Consider the following 17,507-nt stretch of genomic DNA (forward strand, 5'->3'; position numbering starts at 1 on the left):
GCACGGTGCAGCGAACGGTGGGGCCCGCACGAGGCGACCAGCCTCGCACCGTGCGCCGACGTGTCGGACGCAGCCCGGGCCTCCCGTACCGTTGGCGGGTGACCGAAACCGCAGCTGCACTCGTCGAACGCCTCACCGCCCTCGTGCCGGACTTCCCGAAGCCGGGGGTGCTGTTCCGCGACGTGACGCCGGTGTTCTCGGACGCCGTCGCCTTCGGTCGGGTGTGTGAAGCACTCGCGGCACCGTTCGCGGTCGGGGCCGGCTTCGACGCCGTCGCCGGCATCGAGGCCCGTGGCTTCGCACTGGCCGGGGGCATCGCCGCCCAGCACCAGGTCGGTGTGCTCACGGTGCGCAAGGCGGGCAAGCTCCCCGGCGAGGTCCTGAGCGAGCAGTACGCGCTCGAGTACGGCGAGGCCGAACTCGAACTGCGACCGGGTCAGCTGCCCGCAGGCACGCGGGTGCTCGTCGTCGACGACGTCCTGGCCACCGGGGGGACCGGAGCCGCGACCATCACGCTGCTCGAGCGCGCCGGCTACCAGGCGATCGGCTTCGCAGCGCTGCTCGAGCTCGACGGCCTGAACGGACGCGAGCGCCTCGAGCCGCGGCTGCCCGTCGCGACGCTCGGCGCCGTCCCGGCCTGAGCGCCGACGACCGAGCAACGCCCGCGGCCGTCCGCACGCGAGCACGTCTCGCACTAGTCTTGACGCACCATTTCGATCGAGGAGTCCCATCATCGTGACCGAGTCAGTCGCACCCGCGCCCGCCGAGCTTCCCCAGGCACCCGAGCCCCGGACCGCGACGACGACCACGACCGGCACCGAGCTCTTCGACGGTGCGCGCGGCATCGTCGCCATCCGCGTCGACGGCGTCCTGAAGGACCTCGCGGCGGACGTGCAGGCGGGCGAGACGGCCGAGCCCGTCACCCTGCAGGAGCAGGACGGGCTCGACATCCTCCGCCACTCGGCCGCCCACGTGCTGGCGCAGGCCGTGCAGCAGATCAACCCGGACGCGAAGCTCGGCATCGGTCCGCCCGTCACCGACGGCTTCTACTACGACTTCGACGTCGCCGAGCCGTTCACCCCCGAAGACCTCAAGGCGATCGAGAAGGGCATGGACCGCATCGTCAAGCAGGCCCAGCGCTTCCGTCGCGTCGTCGTCACCGACGAGCAGGCACGCGAGCTGATGGCGGGGGAGCCGTACAAGCAGGAGCTCATCGGCCTCAAGGGCGCAGCGAGCGACGGCGACTCCGGCGAGAGCGTCGAGGTCGGTGCCGGCGAGCTGACGGTGTACGAGAACGTCGACCCGAAGTCGGGCGAGGTGCTGTGGCAGGACCTCTGCCGCGGCCCGCACGTCCCGCACACCCGTTGGATCGGCAACGCCGCGAAGCTCATGCGCGTCGCCGCTGCCTACTGGCGTGGCTCCGAGAAGAACCCGCAGCTGCAGCGCATCTACGGCACCGCCTGGCCCGACAAGGACCAGCTCAAGGCGTACCTGGTGCGCCTCGAGGAAGCCGCCAAGCGTGACCACCGCAAGCTCGGCGCCGAACTCGACCTGTTCTCGTTCCCCGACGAGATCGGTTCCGGCCTGGCGATCTTCCACCCGAAGGGCGGCATCATCCGTCGCGAGATGGAGGACTACTCGCGCCGTCGGCACGAGGAGAACGGCTACTCGTTCGTCTACACGCCCCACATCACCAAGGGCGACCTGTTCGAGACCTCCGGGCACCTCGGCTGGTACAAGGACGGCATGTTCCCGGCCATGCACATGGACGAGGCACACGACGAGGACGGCAACGTCACCCGCCAGGGCGCCGACTACTACCTCAAGCCGATGAACTGCCCGATGCACATCCTGGCGTACCGGTCGCAGCCCCGCTCCTACCGCGACCTGCCGCTCCGGATGTTCGAGTTCGGCACGGTGTACCGCAACGAGAAGTCCGGCGTCATCCACGGCCTCACCCGCGTGCGCGGCCTGACCCAGGACGACGCGCACATCTTCACCACGCAGGAGAAGATGAAGGAGGAGCTGACCACGACCCTCGCGTTCGTGCTCTCGCTCCTGCGCGACTACGGCCTCGACGACTTCTACCTCGAGCTCTCCACGAAGGACCCGGAGAAGTACGTCGGTGACGACGAGGTCTGGGACGTCGCGACGGAGACCCTGCGCCAGGTCGCCGAGGAGTCCGGGCTCGAGCTCGTGCCGGACCCGGCGGGTGCGGCGTTCTACGGCCCGAAGATCTCCGTGCAGGCGCGTGACGCCATCGGTCGCACCTGGCAGATGTCGACCGTGCAGCTGGACTTCAACCTGCCCGAGCGGTTCGGCATCGACTACACCGCCGCCGACGGCTCGCGCCAGCGTCCGGTGATGATCCACCGCGCGCTGTTCGGTTCGATCGAGCGCTTCTTCGGTGTCCTCACCGAGCACTACGCGGGTGCGTTCCCGGCGTGGTTGTCGCCCGTCCAGGTCGTCGGCATCCCGGTCGCGGCCGAGTACGGCGACTACCTCGACGAGGTCATCGCGAAGCTCCGCACGCACGGCGTCCGCGCCGAGGTCGACCACTCGGACGACCGCATGCAGAAGAAGATCCGCACGCACACCAAGGCGAAGGTGCCGTTCCAGCTCATCGCCGGTGGCGACGACCGCGACGCCGGCGCCGTCAGCTTCCGCTTCCGCGACGGTCGCCAGGACAACGCGGTGCCCGTCGACGAGGCCGTGGACCGCATCCTCACCGCGATCCGCGAGCGCTCGCAGGTCTGATGACGGACCAGCGGGACCAGTCGGATCTGCCGGGAGGCCCGGATCGCCTCGCGGGGACCGGTCACGTCGACGACGTGGCCGGCTCCTCGGGCCCGCTCGGGTCCGGTGCCGCGGGTTCCGGTGCCGCAGGTTCCGGGTCCGACGACGATCCGCTCGTCATCCGGGACGCCGCGACCGGCGCGGCCGTCCCTGACGCCTTCCAGCGGCTGTGGAACCCGCACCGGATGGCGTACATCGACGCCGGCCGCGAGGGCCGGGGTCGCGGGCACGACGACGACTGCCCGTTCTGCGAAGCACCACGGAAGTCCGACGAGGACGCCCTGATCGTCGCCCGGGGTGAGCACGCCTACGTGCTGCTCAACCTGTTCCCGTACAACAACGGGCACCTGCTGGTCTGCCCGTATCGGCACGTCCCGCTCTACGACGAGGCGACGCCGGACGAACTGCGCGAGATCGGCGAGCTGACCCAGACCGCGATGCGGGTCCTGCGCGAGGTCTCGCACTGCGACGGCTTCAACATCGGCATGAACCAGGGCGAGGTCGCCGGCGCCGGGGTGGCCGCACACCTGCACCAGCACATCGTTCCGCGGTGGCAGTCCGACGCGAACTTCTTCCCGATCATCGCCCGGACGAAGTCGATGTCGCAGATGCTCGGCGAGACCCGTCGACTCGTCGCCGACGGGTGGCCCGGGGCGCACTAGACTGGTCGGCATCATGAGCGACAGCACCAGCACCTCCGGCACCCCTGGCACCTCGATCACCGGCTCCGACCGCGTCAAGCGCGGCCTGGCCGAGATGCTCAAGGGCGGCGTGATCATGGACGTCGTCGACGCCGAGCAGGCCCGCATCGCGGAAGAAGCCGGTGCGACCGCCGTCATGGCCCTCGAGCGCGTCCCCGCGGACATCCGTGCGCAGGGCGGCGTGGCCCGCATGTCCGACCCCTCGATGATCGAGGAGATCATCGCCGCGGTGTCGATCCCCGTCATGGCGAAGGCCCGCATCGGCCACTTCGTCGAGGCGCAGGTGCTGCAGGAGCTCGGCGTCGACTACATCGACGAGTCCGAGGTGCTGTCCCCGGCCGACTACGTCAACCACATCGACAAGTGGAAGTTCACCACCCCCTTCGTCTGTGGTGCCACCAACCTGGGCGAAGCGCTCCGCCGCATCACCGAGGGCGCAGCCATGATCCGCTCCAAGGGCGAGGCCGGCACGGGTGACGTGTCCGAGGCCACCAAGCACATCCGCACCATCACCAAGGAGATCGCGGCGCTCCGCAACCTGCGCGACGACGAGCTCTACGTCGCCGCCAAGGAGCTCCAGGCCCCGATCGACGTCGTGCAGGAAGTCGCCCGCACCGGCAAGCTCCCCGTCGTCCTGTTCACCGCCGGTGGTGTCGCCACCCCGGCCGACGCCGCGATGATGATGCAGCTCGGCGCCGACGGCGTGTTCGTCGGTTCCGGCATCTTCAAGTCCGGCGACCCGGCGGCCCGTGCCGCTGCGATCGTCAAGGCCACGACCTTCCACGACGACCCGAAGGTCATCGCCGAGGTCTCCCGAGGTCTGGGCGAGGCGATGGTCGGCATCAACGTCGCCGACGTCCCCGCACCGCACCGCCTCGCCGAGCGTGGCTGGTAGTCCGACGAGCGGTGCTCGGCCCCGCGTCGGGGTCCTGGCGCTGCAGGGTGACTTCCGGGAGCACATCGCCTCGCTGACCGAGCTCGGCGCCGACGTGGTGCCACTCCGTCGTCCGGAGGAGATCGGGACCCTCGACGGTGTCGTGATCCCCGGGGGCGAGTCGAGCGTGATGGACAAGCTGTCCCGCGCCTTCGGGGTCGCCGAGCCCCTCGCCGACGCCATCCGTGGTGGGCTTCCCACCTACGGCACCTGCGCCGGGATGATCATGCTGTCGTCGCGGATCACCGACGGCATCAGCGGGCAGCAGACCCTCGACGTGCTCGACACCACGGTGCGGCGCAACGCGTTCGGTGCGCAGAACGACTCGTTCGAGATCGACATCCCGATGCCCGACCTGGGCGAGGCACCGGTGCACGCGGTGTTCATCCGCGCCCCGGTGGTCGAGCAGCGCGGTGACGACGTCCACGTCCTCGGCGCCCTGCCGGACGGCCAGGTCGTCGCAGTGCAGCAGGGCAACGTCATCGCGAGTGCGTTCCACCCCGAGGTCGCTGGCGAAGACCGCTTCCACCGCCGGTTCCTGGACCTGGTCCGCACCGCCTGACCGCGGGAGCACGGCGACGCCGAGCACCGACAACGGAGCACCGAGCACCGAGCACCGAGCACCGAGCGAAGACCCCTGGCCGTCGGTCAGAGGACGCCGAGTGCCGTCGCGACCTGCAGGCCGACGGCGCCCACCGCCCCGGTGGCGAACACGCCCGCGAGCACGGCATCCACCACGGCCCGCGGTCGGCGTCGTCCGTCGTCCGCGCGCAGGAGCTCCGCCGAGTACCGGAACACGAACACCCGCGCGGCGAGCAGGAGCGGTACCGACCAGGCTGCCCAGGTGGCGACGGACGGCGCCGACAGTGCGACGTGGAGCCAGGCGGCGAGGGCGGCCAGGCCCCCGAGGAGCGCTCCGGTCCGGTCGCTGTCGTCTTCTCTGCGGCGTCCCCGTTCGGCGACCGGTCCGGCCCACAGCCCCGATCGCTCCTGCGTCCGCCGGAGGGCGATCGTGATCGCGCTCCGCGCAGCCGACTCGAGCAGGAGGGCGACGGCGAGGACCGCGACGAGCCCGGCGGCAGCGTCGCCGTCCGGTGGCACGATCCCGGCGAGCAGCACCACCGCGACGGCGGTGCCGACGATCCACGTGACGGCCGTCAGCACGAGGACGACCGGGACGAGCGGGATGCGGCGCACGGTCCGGCGGAGGAGGCCGCGGGGGAACGCCACGAACGAGCCCACCTCGACCACCAGCACCCAGAGGGCCCCGACCCCGGTCACGCCCCAGCCGAGCGTCTTCGTCACCACGTTCGCGCCGCCGCCCGCCGCGACGTGGGCGCCGAGGACCGAGGCGAGCAGCAGCCAGGTGACGACCGCCACCGGGATGGACACGAGGTTCCAGACCCCGTGGTCCACGCGGCGGAGGGCCTCCCACGACCTCGGGTGCTGCGCGAGCACCTGCGCCGCGTTGGCGACCCGCCCCGGCGCGGACAGCACCGATCCCGCCGCGAGCATCACCCACTCGTCGTTCGGGTCGAGTTCGAGGGCGCGGTCCAGTGCGGCGGTCGCCCGCGCCCGGTAGGTCTCGTCCGTCCAGGCCAGGGCGCGGTAGCAACCGGCGGCGTCAGCGAGGAGAACGGCGTCGTGCGGGGCCAGTTCGAGTGCCCGGTCGAGGGCGGCCGCGGCCCGCGGCACGTCGGCGAGGGGCCAGATCTGCTCCTCGGTGATGGTGCGCTTGGCCCGGGACCACCGGGTGTACGCGAAGGCCCAGAGCAGGTGCGCCTGCGCCCAGTCGGGGCTGCGTTCGAGCAGGCGGTCGGCGGCGCGCTTGGCCTCGACCCGCTCCTTGGTCTCGAGGAGTGCGTTGATCCGGGTCCACATCGCGCCGGCGTGCTCGGGGTCGATCGCCAGCGCGCGTTCCGCCGCGACCCGGCTGGACGCGTGGTCGTGCCGCGCCCGTTCGGCTCGGGCGAGGCTCGCCCAGAGCCGCACGTCGTCCGGTGCGTCGGCGACCGCCGCCGTGAGCACCGTCCTGGCCTCGTCGGGACGCCCGAACCCGAGCAGGGCGTCCGCGCGTTCGACGACGACGTCGACGGCGTCCACCATCAGAGCTCGCGCTCCTCGCGCAACCACTCGGCCATGTCGTCGTACTCGCCGCTGCTGTTCGAGTACTCGGCCACGTTCCGGGCGGCCTGCACCCAGGGGCCGATGGAGGGCTTGACCTCCTTGAGGGCGTCGCGCAGGTCGGGCATCCGCACCGGTCGCACGGCACCGGACCGGATCGAGTCGGTCATCGCCTTCTCGGCAGCGGTCGTGACGAGGTGCTCGAGGTCGGCGCCGGAGAACCCACGGGTCCGTCGGACGAGGTCCTGGAGGTCGATGCCCTCGATCGGGCGCTTCTGCAGGTGTCCTCGGAGGATCGCCTCACGGGCGTCCTCGTCCGGTGGGCGGACCAGGACCATCCGGTCGAACCGGCCCGGGCGCTTCAGCGCGGCGTCGACGTCCCACGGGTGGTTCGTCGCGGCGAGCACGTAGACGCCGTCGTTCTGCGAGTCGACGCCGTCCATCTCGACGAGGAGCTGGTTCACCACGTTCCGGAACGACGACGACGTGTTGCCGCTGCGCTTCCCGCCGATCGCGTCCATCTCGTCGAAGAACAGCACCGCGGGGGCGTGCCGCCGTGCCTCACGGAAGACGCGGTGCACGTTCTTCTCGCTCTCGCCGATGAACTTGTCGAGCACGTCCGTCAGCGTCACGGACAGGAAGTGCGCACCGAGCTCGCCGGCGATCGCGCGGGCCAGGAACGTCTTGCCGCACCCGGGCGGCCCGTACAGGAGCAGGCCCCCGCGGAGCTGCTTGCCGAACGCGGCCGCGATCTCCGGGTGCGCCATCGGCTGCAGGAAGGACTCGTCGATCCGGCGCTTCACGGCCTCGAGGCCACCGACGTCGGCGAGTCGGACGGTCTCGCGCCGGACCTCGACCACGGGGTCGGCGTCCTCGGGCACGGCCGCGACCGTCTCGCCGTCCTCGGTCACCGCCCGCTCGAGGAACGGCGCTTCGGTCGGGTCTGCGATCGACCGCTCCAGCGCCGACCAGTCGATCCCGTCGCCGTGCGTCGGCGTCGCCGGGGCCGCCGTCGGCTCGCCGCTGCCGTCCTCGCCCCCGCCGTCCTCGCCGCTCCCGTCCTCGCCGGGGCTCTCCGGACCGACAACTGGTGAGGCCGCGGCGGCGAGGGCGGACGCCCGCACGATCCCGGCGGCCTGCTCGTCGTCCGGTGCCTGCTGCAGCACGGTGCCCGCCTGCTCGATCGCCTCGCCGTGCCGCCCGGCGTCGGCGAGCAGTTCGGCGTACCGCAGGCGCAACGCGCGGTCCTCGGGCAGCGCGGTGACGGCTGCGGCGAGTGCGGACAACGGATCGGTCATGCGTCCCCCTGGTGGTTCGTTCCCTGCCGGACCATCGTAGGGCGGTGGACGCGACCGCCCACCGGATCCGCGCCGGCATGACGGAGCCGCGCCGCGCCTCCAGGCCGGTGGACGGCCCGTGGACCGCTAAACTGAGCGGGACTTTCCGCAATACGCAAGGAGAACCGTGTCCGGGCATTCCAAGTGGGCAACGACCAAGCACAAGAAGGCCGTCATCGACCAGCGCCGTGCCAAGTCATTCGCCAAGCTGATCAAGAACATCGAGGTCGCCGCGAAGATGGGCGGTGCCGACATGTCCGGCAACCCGACCCTGGTCGACGCCGTGCAGAAGGCGAAGAAGACCTCGGTCCCCAACGACAACATCGACCGCGCCGTCAAGCGCGGTGCGGGTCTCACGGGCGAGACCATCGAGTACACGACGATCATGTACGAGGGCTACGGCCCGAACGGCGTCGCGATGCTGATCGAGTGCCTCACGGACAACAAGAACCGTGCGGCGGCCGAGGTCCGGACCGCGATGTCGCGCAACGGCGGCACCATGGCCGACCCGGGCAGCGTCGCCTACAACTTCTCGCGCAAGGGCGTCATCTCGGTCACGAAGACCGACGGCCTGGACGAGGACACCGTGATGACCGCGGTGCTGGACGCCGGTGTCGAGGACGTCATCGACCAGGGCGGTGGCTTCGAGATCATCACCGAGGCGAGCGACCTGGTCGCAGCCCGCACGGCGCTGCAGGACGCCGGGATCGACTACGACTCCGCCGACGCCGAGTTCGTGCCCGGGCTGAAGGTCCCGGTCGACGCCGAGACCGCCCGCAAGGTGTTCCGTCTGATCGACGCGCTCGAGGACTCGGACGACGTGCAGAACGTCTACTCGAACTTCGACATCCCCGCGGACGTCCAGGCCGAGCTCGACGAGGACGAGGGCGAGTAGCCGTGCTCCGTGTGCTCGGGGTGGACCCCGGGCTCACCCGGTGCGGCGTCGGCGTCGTCGAGGTCGCACCGAACCGGCGCGCACGACTCGTCCACGTGACGGTCGTGCGCACCCCGCCGGACATGCCGCTCGAGCAGCGGCTGCTCCGGATCGCCGACGGCATCGCCGCCGAGATCGACGAGCACCACCCCGACGCGGTCGCGGTCGAGCGGGTGTTCGCGCAGGCGAACGTCCGCACGGTGATGGGCACCGCGCAGGCGGCCGGCCTGGCGCTGCACGCCGCGGCGGCCCGCGGCCTGCCCGTCGGGCTGCACACCCCGTCCGAGGTCAAGGCCGCCGTCACCGGCTACGGCAACGCCGACAAGCGGCAGGTCCAGACGATGATCGCGCGCGTGCTCGGACTCGACGAGGCCCCGAAGCCGGCCGACGCCGCCGATGCGCTCGCGTTGGCCGTGTGCCATGCCTGGAGGCTCGGATCACCCGACGCCGCCGGCTCGCGTGCCACGAACCTCACCCCGGCACAGCGTGCCTGGCGGGACGCCCAGGGCGGCACCACCGACTCGCCGCTCGCCCGCGCGGCCGCAGCCGCGGCCCGCCCGCAGCGTGGCAGGTCCGCGTCGTCGGTGGGCGGCCCTAGGCTCGGAGCATGATCGCGAGTCTCCGGGGCACCTGCATCGACATCGCCGGCTCGGCCGTGGTGGTCGAGGTCGGGGGAGTCGGGTACGCCGTCACCGTGACCCCTGCGCACGCACTGACCATGCGCCACGGGTCCGAGGTGTTCGTTCGGACCGCGATGATCGTGCGCGAAGACGAGCACCTGCTCTTCGGCTTCGAGTCGACCGACGCGTTGCAGGTGTTCGACCTGCTCCGCGGGGTGTCCGGCGTCGGCCCGAAGTCCGCGATGGGCGTCCTGGCCCACATGGACCCGGCGCAGATCGCGAACGCCGTCGCGAACGAGGACGACGGCGCGTTCCGCAAGGTCTCCGGCATCGGCCCGAAGACCGCCAAGCTCATCATCGTCGCGCTCTCCGGCAAGCTCGTGGCCTTCGAACAGGCCGCCGTCGTCGCCGCGGCGCGAGGGACCGCAGTGCACCCCGCAGCGGTCGACGTCGTCTCGGCGCTCATCGGCCTCGGCTGGCGCGAAGACGCTGCACAGGCCGCCGTCGACGACGCCGTCGCCAACGAGCCAGGCGCCGCCGCGATGGGCACCCAGGCGCTGCTCCGCGCCGCACTCGGCGCCCTGCGACCCGCGGCAGCCGGCCGATGAGCGGCATCACGTCCGCCGGTGCCGAGTCGCAGGAGGAACTCGCGTTCGAAGGCGCGCTCCGTCCGCGCTCGCTCGACGAGTTCGTCGGGCAGCGCAAGGTCCGCGGGCAACTCGACCTGCTCCTCAAGGCCGCCGGCATGCAGGAGCGCACGCCCGACCACATCCTGATGGCGGGCCCTCCCGGCCTCGGCAAGACCACGCTCGCGATGATCGTCGCGCACGAGACGGGGCGCCCGCTGCGGATGTCGAGCGGCCCGGCGATCCAGCACGCCGGTGACCTGGCGGCCGTGCTCTCGTCGCTCGTCCCCGGCGAGGTCCTGTTCATCGACGAGATCCACCGGATGGCCCGCTCGGCAGAAGAGATGCTCTACCTGGCGATGGAGGACTTCCGCATCGACGTGATGGTGGGCAAGGGCGCGGGTGCCACGAGCATCCCGCTCGACCTCGCGCCCTTCACGCTCGTCGGGGCCACCACCCGGGCCGGCCTGCTGCCGAACCCGCTGCGGGACCGCTTCGGGTTCACCGCCCACCTGGAGTTCTACGAGAAGGACGAGCTCGAACAGGTCCTGATCCGCGCGGCGCACCTGCTCGAGCTCGACATCGACCGGACCGCCCTGCGCGAGATCGCCGGGCGTTCCCGCGGCACCCCGCGCATCGCGAACCGCCTGCTCCGTCGGGTGCGCGACTACGCGCTCGTGCACCGCACCACCGACGGCATGGCGGCGGTCCAGGGCGCCCTCGACCTGTACGACGTCGACGAACTCGGGCTCGACCGGCTCGACCGCGCCGTGGTCGAGACCATGCTGACCCGGTTCGACGGCGGACCGGTCGGTCTGAACACCCTCGCCGTCTCCGTCGGCGAGGAGTCCGAGACGATCGAGTCGGTCGTCGAACCGTTCCTGGTCCGGGTCGGTCTCGTGACCCGCACGCCCCGTGGGCGCATCGCCACACCACGTGCCTGGCGGCACCTCGGCCTCACCCCGGGGCAGGCCGACGGCGGGCAGCCGGGGCTCTTCGACGACCCGGACACCGACGACTGAACGCCGATCAGTCGAGTGACATGCCACGGACACCGGCGTGCCCTAGACTGCTACGGCCCGAAACCGAGCAACCAGAGAAGGCAACGCATCATGGGTCAAGAAGTCATCCTCATCGTCATCGTCGTGGCGTTCGCAGCCTTCATGTTCTACAACAGCCGCAAGCGCAAGAAGCAGCAGGCCGAGCTCGTGGACAAGATGGTCCCCGGCGCCAAGGTCATGCTGTCCTTCGGCCTGTACGGCACGCTCCTCTCCGTGAACGAGGAGAAGGTCACCGCTGACGTCGAGATCGCACCGGGGACCATCGTCACCGTGCACCGTCAGACCCTGTCGCGCGTCGTCGACGACAACGCCTCCGACGTCGAGACCACCACGACCACCGAGGACGAGCCGAAGCCCGTGGCGGAACTCAACGGTGAGCCGGTCTACGGCGAGCGTGCCGACGAGACCGACGCCACGAAGCGCAAGTCCGACGACTGACGCCCTCGGCCGCCGGGTCGTCTGATCCGGCGGCTTCCTCTTGCCGTCGCACGGTGTGCCGACGGTCCTGAACAGAAAGACGAGACGACCGGTGGCACGATCGACACCCGTCAAGAAGGCGCTGCGCTCGCTCACCTGGTTGGTGATCCTGATGGCGATCCTCGCCGGCCTGAACACCGCCGCGTCGATCCTCGCCGGCTCTTCGAAGGACGACACCGACAAGTGGTACCAGGGCGCGAGCTGGGTACCCGAGCTGGCTCTGGACCTGCAGGGCGGCACGCAGCTGACCCTCGCGGCGCAGAACACCGAGGGCGACTCCGTCACCTCGCAGCAGCTGCAGCAGGCGGTGAACATCATCCGCCAGCGCATCGACGCCACCGGTGTCTCCGAGTCGGAGATCAACACGCAGGGCGCGAACAACATCGTCGTCTCGATCCCGGGTCGCCCCGACAAGGCCACCATCGACCGCATCGAGGCCGCGGCCAAGCTGACGTTCCGGCCCGTCCTGTACACCGAGGCTGCGACCAACTCCGCTGTCGGTGACGACGGCAAGGGCACCGCATCGCCGACGCCGTACTCGCCGCCCGCCTCGCTCGCGGCGACGCCCAGCGCGAAGCCCACGAACGCGAGCGACCTGAACTGGGTCACGCCGAAGCTGCAGGACCTGTACACCAACTACAACTGCGCAGCACCGGGCGACGTCACCACCGCGCCCGACGACGAGCCCCTGGTCACCTGCGACCAGGACGGCGCCGGCAAGTACATCCTCGGCCCGGTCGAGGTGTCCGGCGCCGACATCAGCAACGCCACCTCGGGGCTCGCCACCGACTCGCAGGGCACGTCGACCGGCCAGTGGGCCGTCAACCTGACCTTCAACGGCGAGGGCTCGAAGGACTTCCGCACGGTCACCAACCGTCTCGTCTCGCTCCAGCAGCCGCAGAACCAGTTCGCGATCGTGCTCGACGGTTCGGTCATCACCGCACCGACGACGAACTCCGCGATCACGAACGGCAAGGCGCAGATCAGCGGCAACTTCACCGCCGAGTCTGCCAAGACCCTCGCCGACCAGCTCAAGTACGGTGCGCTGCCGATCAACTTCCAGGTGCAGTCGAACGAGAACATCTCGGCGACACTCGGTACCGCGCAGCTCATCGGTGGCCTCGTCGCCGGTCTGATCGGTCTGATCCTCGTGATCATCTACTCCGTGATCCAGTACCGCGCCCTGGCGTTCGTCACCGTGCTGTCGCTCGGGATCGCCGCCGTGATCACGTACCTCGTGATCGCGATCATGTCGTGGCGCGTCGACTACCGTCTGTCGTTGGCAGGTGTGGCGGGCCTGATCGTCGCGATCGGCATCACGGCGGACTCGTTCATCGTCTACTTCGAGCGCATCCGTGACGAACTCCGTGACGGCCGTGCCCTCGAGAGCGCGGTCGAGTCCGGCTGGAAGCGCGCGCTGCGCACGATCCTGGCGTCCGACGCGGTGAACTTCCTCGCCGCCGTCACCCTGTACGTGCTCGCGGTCGCCGACGTGAAGGGCTTCGCGTTCACGCTGCTGCTCACGACCCTCATCGACATCGTGGTAGTCGCACTCTTCACCCACCCGATGATGCAGCTCATCGCCCGGACCCGGTTCTTCGGGGACGGCCACCGGTTCAGCGGGCTCGACCCGGCAGCACTCGGTGCCGTCTACCGGGGGCGTGCGCAGTTCCGCGCACCCGTCGTGGACGGCAAGCGCCAGCGCAGTGCCGGTGAGGCGCAGCGCCGACAGACGATCGCGGAGCGGAAGGCCCAGCAGGCCTCCGGCGACAACGGCTCGACGCCGGACGGGAAGGACGACTGATGGCCAGCTTCAGCCAGTTCGGCAGCGACCTCTACACGGGGAAGCGGTCGTACGACATCATCGGGCGCCGGAAGACCTGGTACCTCATCGCCCTGGCGATGATCGTGATCTCGCTCGTCACGCCGTGGCTGCGTGGCGGGTACCAGCTCGGCATCGAGTTCACCGGCGGCTCGGAGTTCACGATCTCCGACGTCAAGTCGCTCGACCAGAGCATCGCGACCGACACGGTCGAGAGCGTCGTCGCCGACACCATCCCTCGTGTCTCGCAGCTCGGCACGCACGGCATCCGCGTGCAGACCGGGCAGCTCACCGACGCCCAGACGACCGACGTGCAGGACGCCCTGGCCAAGGCCTACGACGTCCCGGAGCGCCAGGTCGCCGCGACCTTCATCGGCGCGACGTGGGGTGCCGACGTCCTCGCGCAGGCCATCCGTGGTCTGGTGATCTTCCTGGCCCTCGCCGCGGTCTTCATGACGCTGTACTTCCGCACCTGGAAGATGTCACTCTCCGCGATGGCGGCGCTGCTGCACGACCTGCTCATCACGGCGGGCGTGTACGGCATCGTCGGGCTCGAGGTGACGCCCGCGGCGGTGATCGGCTTCCTGACGATCCTCGGGTACTCGCTCTACGACACCGTGGTGGTCTTCGACAAGGTGCGCGAGAACACCGCGCAGGAGTCGATCCGCACCTTCAAGCAGTCGGTCAACCTCGCGGTCAACCAGACGCTCGTCCGATCGATCAACACCTCGGTCGTGGCACTGCTGCCGGTGGCGGCGATCCTCTTCATCGGATCGTACGTGCTCGGCGCCGGCACCCTGCGTGACATCTCGCTCGCACTGTTCATCGGCATCATCGTCGGCACCTACTCGACGATCTTCATCGCGTCGCCGATGTACGCGCAGCTGCGCGAGAACGAACCGAAGATCAAGGAGTCCGACGCCAAGAAGACCGCGGCGGCCGAGAAGCGCCGGCGCGAGGTCGACGCGGCAGAGGCGAGCGTCTGATGCCCATCGAGATCCAGCAGATCGACGTCGCCGAGGCCCAGCGCCGCATCGATGCCGGGGCCCGGCTCTACGACGTGCGTGAGCAAGGGGAGTGGGACGAGGTCCACGCTCCGCAGGCCACGCTCGTGCCGATGTCCGAGTTCGTGGACCGCTGGCAGGAGATCGACGGCGGCGACCAGCCGGCCATCATCGTCTGCCACTCCGGCGGCCGGTCCTCGCGCATCGTCGCGGCGCTCGAGCAGTCGGGTGTCCCGGCCGTCAACCTGTCCGGCGGCATGCTCGCCTGGGAGCAGGCGGGGGCACCGGTGGAGCGCGACGCCCAGGGCGAACCGCGTCACGGGCGCTGACCGGGGACGCGTAGTCTTGTCGGATCGAGCTCGGATCGAGCTCTCGGACCGAGTCCTGGGAGGCGCATCATGACGGACACCCGCGAAGAGCCGTCCGCGCCGAGCCGCCCGGGCTCCGCCCCGCAGCCCTCGAGCCCGATCGGTCCGAACACCACCGGCAACCTCGGTTCCCTCCGCTCACTGCTGCCGCGCCTGTTCTCGCGCGCGCAGCCGGCCGGTGCGGTGGACACCCTGATCCGCACGGTCCGGTCGCACCACCCCAAGGCCGACGTGACCCTCATCGAGCGCGCCTACTCGGTCGCCGAGCGCGCGCACGACGGGCAGAAGCGCAAGTCCGGTGAGCCGTACATCACGCACCCCGTCGCGGTCGCGCAGATCCTGGCCGACCTCGGCATCGGGACGATCACCATCGCGGCCGCGCTCCTCCACGACACCGTCGAGGACACCGACTACCAGCTCGACCAGCTGCGGGTGGACTTCGGCGACGAGATCGCGATGCTCGTCGACGGCGTCACCAAGCTCGACAAGGTCAAGTACGGCGACAGCGCACAGGCCGAGACCGTCCGCAAGATGGTCATCGCGATGTCGAAGGACATCCGCGTCCTCGTCATCAAGCTCGCCGACCGTCTGCACAACGCCCGCACCTGGGGCTTCGTCGAGTCCGCGTCTGCCACGCGCAAGGCGAAGGAGACGCTCGAGATCTACGCGCCCCTCGCGCACCGGCTCGGCATCCAGATGATCAAGCTCGAGCTCGAGGACCTGTCGTTCGCGGTCCTGCACCCGAAGCTCTACGTCGAGATCGACAGTCTGGTCAAGGAACGCCAACCGAAGCGTGAGCAGTTCGTCCAGAACGTCATCGGCACCCTCAAGAAGGACCTGAAGGCCGCCAAGGTCCGCGGTGACGTGATGGGTCGGCCGAAGCAGTACTACTCGATCTACCAGAAGATGATCGTGCGGGGTCGTGAGTTCGACGAGATCTACGACCTCGTCGGCATCCGCGTGCTCGTGCCGACCGTCCGCGACTGCTACGCCATGCTCGGCTCGGTGCACGCGCGGTGGACCCCGCTGCCCGGTCGCTTCAAGGACTACATCGCGACCCCCAAGTTCAACCTGTACCAGTCGCTGCACACCACGGTGCTCGGACCACAGGGCCGTGCGGTCGAGATCCAGATCCGCACGCACGAGATGCACCAGCGTGCCGAGTTCGGTGTCGCCGCCCACTGGAAGTACAAGCAGCGCGCTGCCGGCCGTGACGCCGGCACCTCGTCCACGACCGACGACCAGGACATGGCGTGGCTCGCCCACATCACCGACTGGCAGGCCGAGACCAGCGACCCGGGCGAGTTCCTCGATTCGCTCCGGTACGAGATCGGCGCCAAGGAGACGTACGTCTTCACGCCGCAGGGCAAGGTCATCGGTCTGCCCGCCGGCGCCACCCCGGTCGACTTCGCCTACGCCGTCCACACCGAGATCGGCCACCGCACGATGGGTGCGAAGGTCAACGGTCGCCTGGTCCCGCTCGAGAGCCAGCTCTCCAGCGGTGACGTGGTCGAGATCTTCACGTCGAAGAACCCCGACTCCGGCCCCTCGCAGGACTGGCTGCAGTTCGTCCGCAGCCCCCGCGCGCGCAACAAGATCAAGCAGTGGTTCACCAAGGAGCGCCGCGAAGAGGCGATCGAGCAGGGCCGCGACGCCATCGCGCGTGCGATGCGCAAGCAGAACCTGCCGCTCCAGCGCATCATGAGCCAGGACAGCATCGCCGAGGTCGCCTCGTCGATGCGCTACGAGGACGTCTCCGCGCTGTACGCCGCCATCGGCGAGGGCCACGTCTCGACCCAGTCGGTGATCGAGAAGGTCCTCGGGAACGTCCAGACCGAGACCGAGGCCGACGAACCCGAACTCGCGTTCCCCCGCCAGGTCACCAGTCGCCAGCTGCGCACCAGCGACAGCGGCGTGCTGGTCCGCGGGGCGCCCGACATCCTCGTCAAGCTCGCGAAGTGCTGCACCCCGGTGCCGGGCGACCAGATCGTGGGCTTCATCACCCGTGGCCAGGGCGTCTCCGTGCACCAGTCGTCGTGCACCAACGTGAAGTCGCTCATGAACGAGCCCGACCGGATGATCGAGGTCGAGTGGGCCCCGTCGTCGAAGTCGGTGTTCCTGGTGCAGATCCAGATCGAGGCGCTCGATCGGTCTGGCCTGCTCAGCGACGTCACCCGAGTGCTGACGGATCACCACGTGAACATACTGTCCGCGACGGTGTCGACCTCGTCCGACCGCCTGGCGCTCAGCCGGTTCGTGTTCGAGATGGGTGACACCATCCACCTCGACCGTGTGCTCAACGCGGTGCGTCGCATCGACGCCGTCTACGACGTCTACCGCGTCAGCGCCGGCTAGTACCGGAGCAGGGCCCAGCGCCTCCCGGTCCGTTTCTCGGACGGTCACGACTCGTCGATTGCGGCCCCGCCGACCGACAGGTCGTGACCACTCGGCGGACGTGAGCGGGGTGCCCTGACCGCCCGCACGCGCCGGACCGGAGGCGCGCGGCGGCCCCGCCCCGCGCCTCCCGCCCGCGGACCGGTCACGACTCGTCGCGCGGGCACCGTCGACCGGTCACGAACCGTCGACTGCGGCCCCGCCACCCGACAGTCCGTGACCACTCGGCGGACGTGAGCGGGGTGTCCTGACCGCCCGCAGGCACCGGACCGGAGGCGCGCGGCGGCCCCGCCCCGCTCCTTCCGCCCG

16 protein-coding genes are annotated in these 17,507 nt (G+C 70.2%); 14 read left to right on the top strand and 2 right to left on the bottom strand.

Going from position 1 to position 17,507, the window contains the following annotated elements:
• Positions 1–98 precede the first annotated feature (98 nt).
• From ITJ50_RS16075 to pdxT, 5 genes are all read left to right on the top strand, one after another.
• Positions 99–641: an adenine phosphoribosyltransferase gene (locus tag ITJ50_RS16075; protein WP_017887364.1), complete on the top strand. Its 543-nt coding sequence runs from the start codon at positions 99–101 to the stop codon at positions 639–641.
• Positions 642–735: 94 nt separating this feature from the next.
• On the top strand, positions 736–2,757 hold the full coding sequence (gene thrS / locus ITJ50_RS16080) for a threonine--tRNA ligase (RefSeq protein WP_194590925.1): 2,022 nt from the start codon (positions 736–738) through the stop codon (positions 2,755–2,757).
• Positions 2,757–3,458 carry an HIT family protein gene (locus ITJ50_RS16085; protein WP_228500334.1) on the top strand — a complete coding sequence of 234 codons (702 nt, stop codon included), beginning with the start codon at positions 2,757–2,759 and terminating at the stop codon, positions 3,456–3,458. Before thrS ends, ITJ50_RS16085 begins: the two co-directional genes overlap by 1 nt.
• A 13-nt stretch (positions 3,459–3,471) precedes the next feature.
• Positions 3,472–4,392, top strand: a complete 921-nt coding sequence (gene pdxS, locus ITJ50_RS16090) for a pyridoxal 5'-phosphate synthase lyase subunit PdxS (protein ID WP_017887361.1) — start codon at positions 3,472–3,474, stop codon at positions 4,390–4,392.
• Positions 4,382–4,993, top strand: a complete 612-nt coding sequence (pdxT, locus tag ITJ50_RS16095) for a pyridoxal 5'-phosphate synthase glutaminase subunit PdxT (RefSeq protein ID WP_042537197.1) — start codon at positions 4,382–4,384, stop codon at positions 4,991–4,993. Before pdxS ends, pdxT begins: the two co-directional genes overlap by 11 nt.
• 86 nt (positions 4,994–5,079) lie before the next feature.
• Here the strand turns inward: pdxT and ITJ50_RS16100 are convergent, their stop codons facing one another.
• Both ITJ50_RS16100 and ITJ50_RS16105 read right to left on the bottom strand, forming a co-directional pair.
• Positions 5,080–6,537, bottom strand: coding sequence for a tetratricopeptide repeat protein (locus ITJ50_RS16100; RefSeq protein ID WP_194590926.1), 1,458 nt, complete (start codon positions 6,535–6,537; stop codon positions 5,080–5,082).
• The gene (locus tag ITJ50_RS16105; RefSeq protein WP_194590927.1) at positions 6,537–7,853 is read right to left on the bottom strand and encodes an AAA family ATPase; all 1,317 of its coding nucleotides are present in this window, start codon (positions 7,851–7,853) and stop codon (positions 6,537–6,539) included. The genes ITJ50_RS16100 and ITJ50_RS16105 overlap by 1 nt, the downstream gene beginning before the upstream one ends.
• A gap of 166 nt (positions 7,854–8,019) precedes the next feature.
• Here ITJ50_RS16105 and ITJ50_RS16110 point away from each other — a divergent pair, with 166 nt between their 5' ends.
• From ITJ50_RS16110 to ITJ50_RS16150, 9 genes are all read left to right on the top strand, one after another.
• Positions 8,020–8,787 (top strand): YebC/PmpR family DNA-binding transcriptional regulator, encoded by a 768-nt coding sequence (locus ITJ50_RS16110; RefSeq protein ID WP_017887357.1) that lies wholly within the window; start codon positions 8,020–8,022, stop codon positions 8,785–8,787.
• Positions 8,788–8,789: 2 nt separating this feature from the next.
• Positions 8,790–9,437 (top strand): crossover junction endodeoxyribonuclease RuvC, encoded by a 648-nt coding sequence (gene ruvC / locus ITJ50_RS16115; protein ID WP_017887356.1) that lies wholly within the window; start codon positions 8,790–8,792, stop codon positions 9,435–9,437.
• Positions 9,434–10,054, top strand: a complete 621-nt coding sequence (ruvA, locus tag ITJ50_RS16120) for a Holliday junction branch migration protein RuvA (protein ID WP_017887355.1) — start codon at positions 9,434–9,436, stop codon at positions 10,052–10,054. Before ruvC ends, ruvA begins: the two co-directional genes overlap by 4 nt.
• Complete coding sequence (gene ruvB, locus ITJ50_RS16125) at positions 10,051–11,094, top strand: Holliday junction branch migration DNA helicase RuvB (protein ID WP_017887354.1); 1,044 nt, start codon at positions 10,051–10,053, stop codon at positions 11,092–11,094. Before ruvA ends, ruvB begins: the two co-directional genes overlap by 4 nt.
• A gap of 90 nt (positions 11,095–11,184) precedes the next feature.
• Positions 11,185–11,571, top strand: coding sequence for a preprotein translocase subunit YajC (locus ITJ50_RS16130; protein ID WP_017887353.1), 387 nt, complete (start codon positions 11,185–11,187; stop codon positions 11,569–11,571).
• A gap of 91 nt (positions 11,572–11,662) precedes the next feature.
• Entirely contained in the window at positions 11,663–13,414 is a 1,752-nt protein-coding gene (secD, locus tag ITJ50_RS16135; protein ID WP_017887352.1) for a protein translocase subunit SecD, read from the top strand.
• Positions 13,414–14,418, top strand: a complete 1,005-nt coding sequence (gene secF / locus ITJ50_RS16140; protein WP_056068655.1) for a protein translocase subunit SecF — start codon at positions 13,414–13,416, stop codon at positions 14,416–14,418. The genes secD and secF overlap by 1 nt, the downstream gene beginning before the upstream one ends.
• Positions 14,418–14,765, top strand: coding sequence for a rhodanese-like domain-containing protein (locus ITJ50_RS16145; RefSeq protein WP_194590928.1), 348 nt, complete (start codon positions 14,418–14,420; stop codon positions 14,763–14,765). Before secF ends, ITJ50_RS16145 begins: the two co-directional genes overlap by 1 nt.
• A gap of 69 nt (positions 14,766–14,834) precedes the next feature.
• A complete protein-coding gene (locus ITJ50_RS16150) occupies positions 14,835–17,159 on the top strand; it encodes a RelA/SpoT family protein (protein ID WP_228500332.1) in 2,325 nt (774 codons plus the stop codon).
• Positions 17,160–17,507: the final 348 nt, after the last annotated feature.

Origin of the sequence: Curtobacterium sp. VKM Ac-2889 (assembly GCF_015350855.1) — a bacterium.
In the GTDB taxonomy this organism is placed as follows: Bacteria; Actinomycetota; Actinomycetes; order Actinomycetales; family Microbacteriaceae; genus Curtobacterium; species Curtobacterium poinsettiae.

Bases quoted from the DNA above. Each gene is read 5' to 3' on its own strand.
- ITJ50_RS16100 (WP_194590926.1), bottom strand. From the start codon at position 6,537: ATGGTGGACGCCGTCGACGTCGTCGTCGAACGCGCGGACGCCCTGCTC.
- ruvA (WP_017887355.1), top strand. From the start codon at position 9,434: ATGATCGCGAGTCTCCGGGGCACCTGCATCGACATCGCCGGCTCGGCC.
- ruvB (WP_017887354.1), top strand. From the start codon at position 10,051: ATGAGCGGCATCACGTCCGCCGGTGCCGAGTCGCAGGAGGAACTCGCG.
- ITJ50_RS16130 (WP_017887353.1), top strand. From the start codon at position 11,185: ATGGGTCAAGAAGTCATCCTCATCGTCATCGTCGTGGCGTTCGCAGCC.
- ITJ50_RS16105 (WP_194590927.1), bottom strand. From the start codon at position 7,853: ATGACCGATCCGTTGTCCGCACTCGCCGCAGCCGTCACCGCGCTGCCC.
- ITJ50_RS16145 (WP_194590928.1), top strand. From the start codon at position 14,418: ATGCCCATCGAGATCCAGCAGATCGACGTCGCCGAGGCCCAGCGCCGC.
- pdxS (WP_017887361.1), top strand. From the start codon at position 3,472: ATGAGCGACAGCACCAGCACCTCCGGCACCCCTGGCACCTCGATCACC.
- secF (WP_056068655.1), top strand. From the start codon at position 13,414: ATGGCCAGCTTCAGCCAGTTCGGCAGCGACCTCTACACGGGGAAGCGG.
- ITJ50_RS16085 (WP_228500334.1), top strand. From the start codon at position 2,757: ATGACGGACCAGCGGGACCAGTCGGATCTGCCGGGAGGCCCGGATCGC.
- ITJ50_RS16150 (WP_228500332.1), top strand. From the start codon at position 14,835: ATGACGGACACCCGCGAAGAGCCGTCCGCGCCGAGCCGCCCGGGCTCC.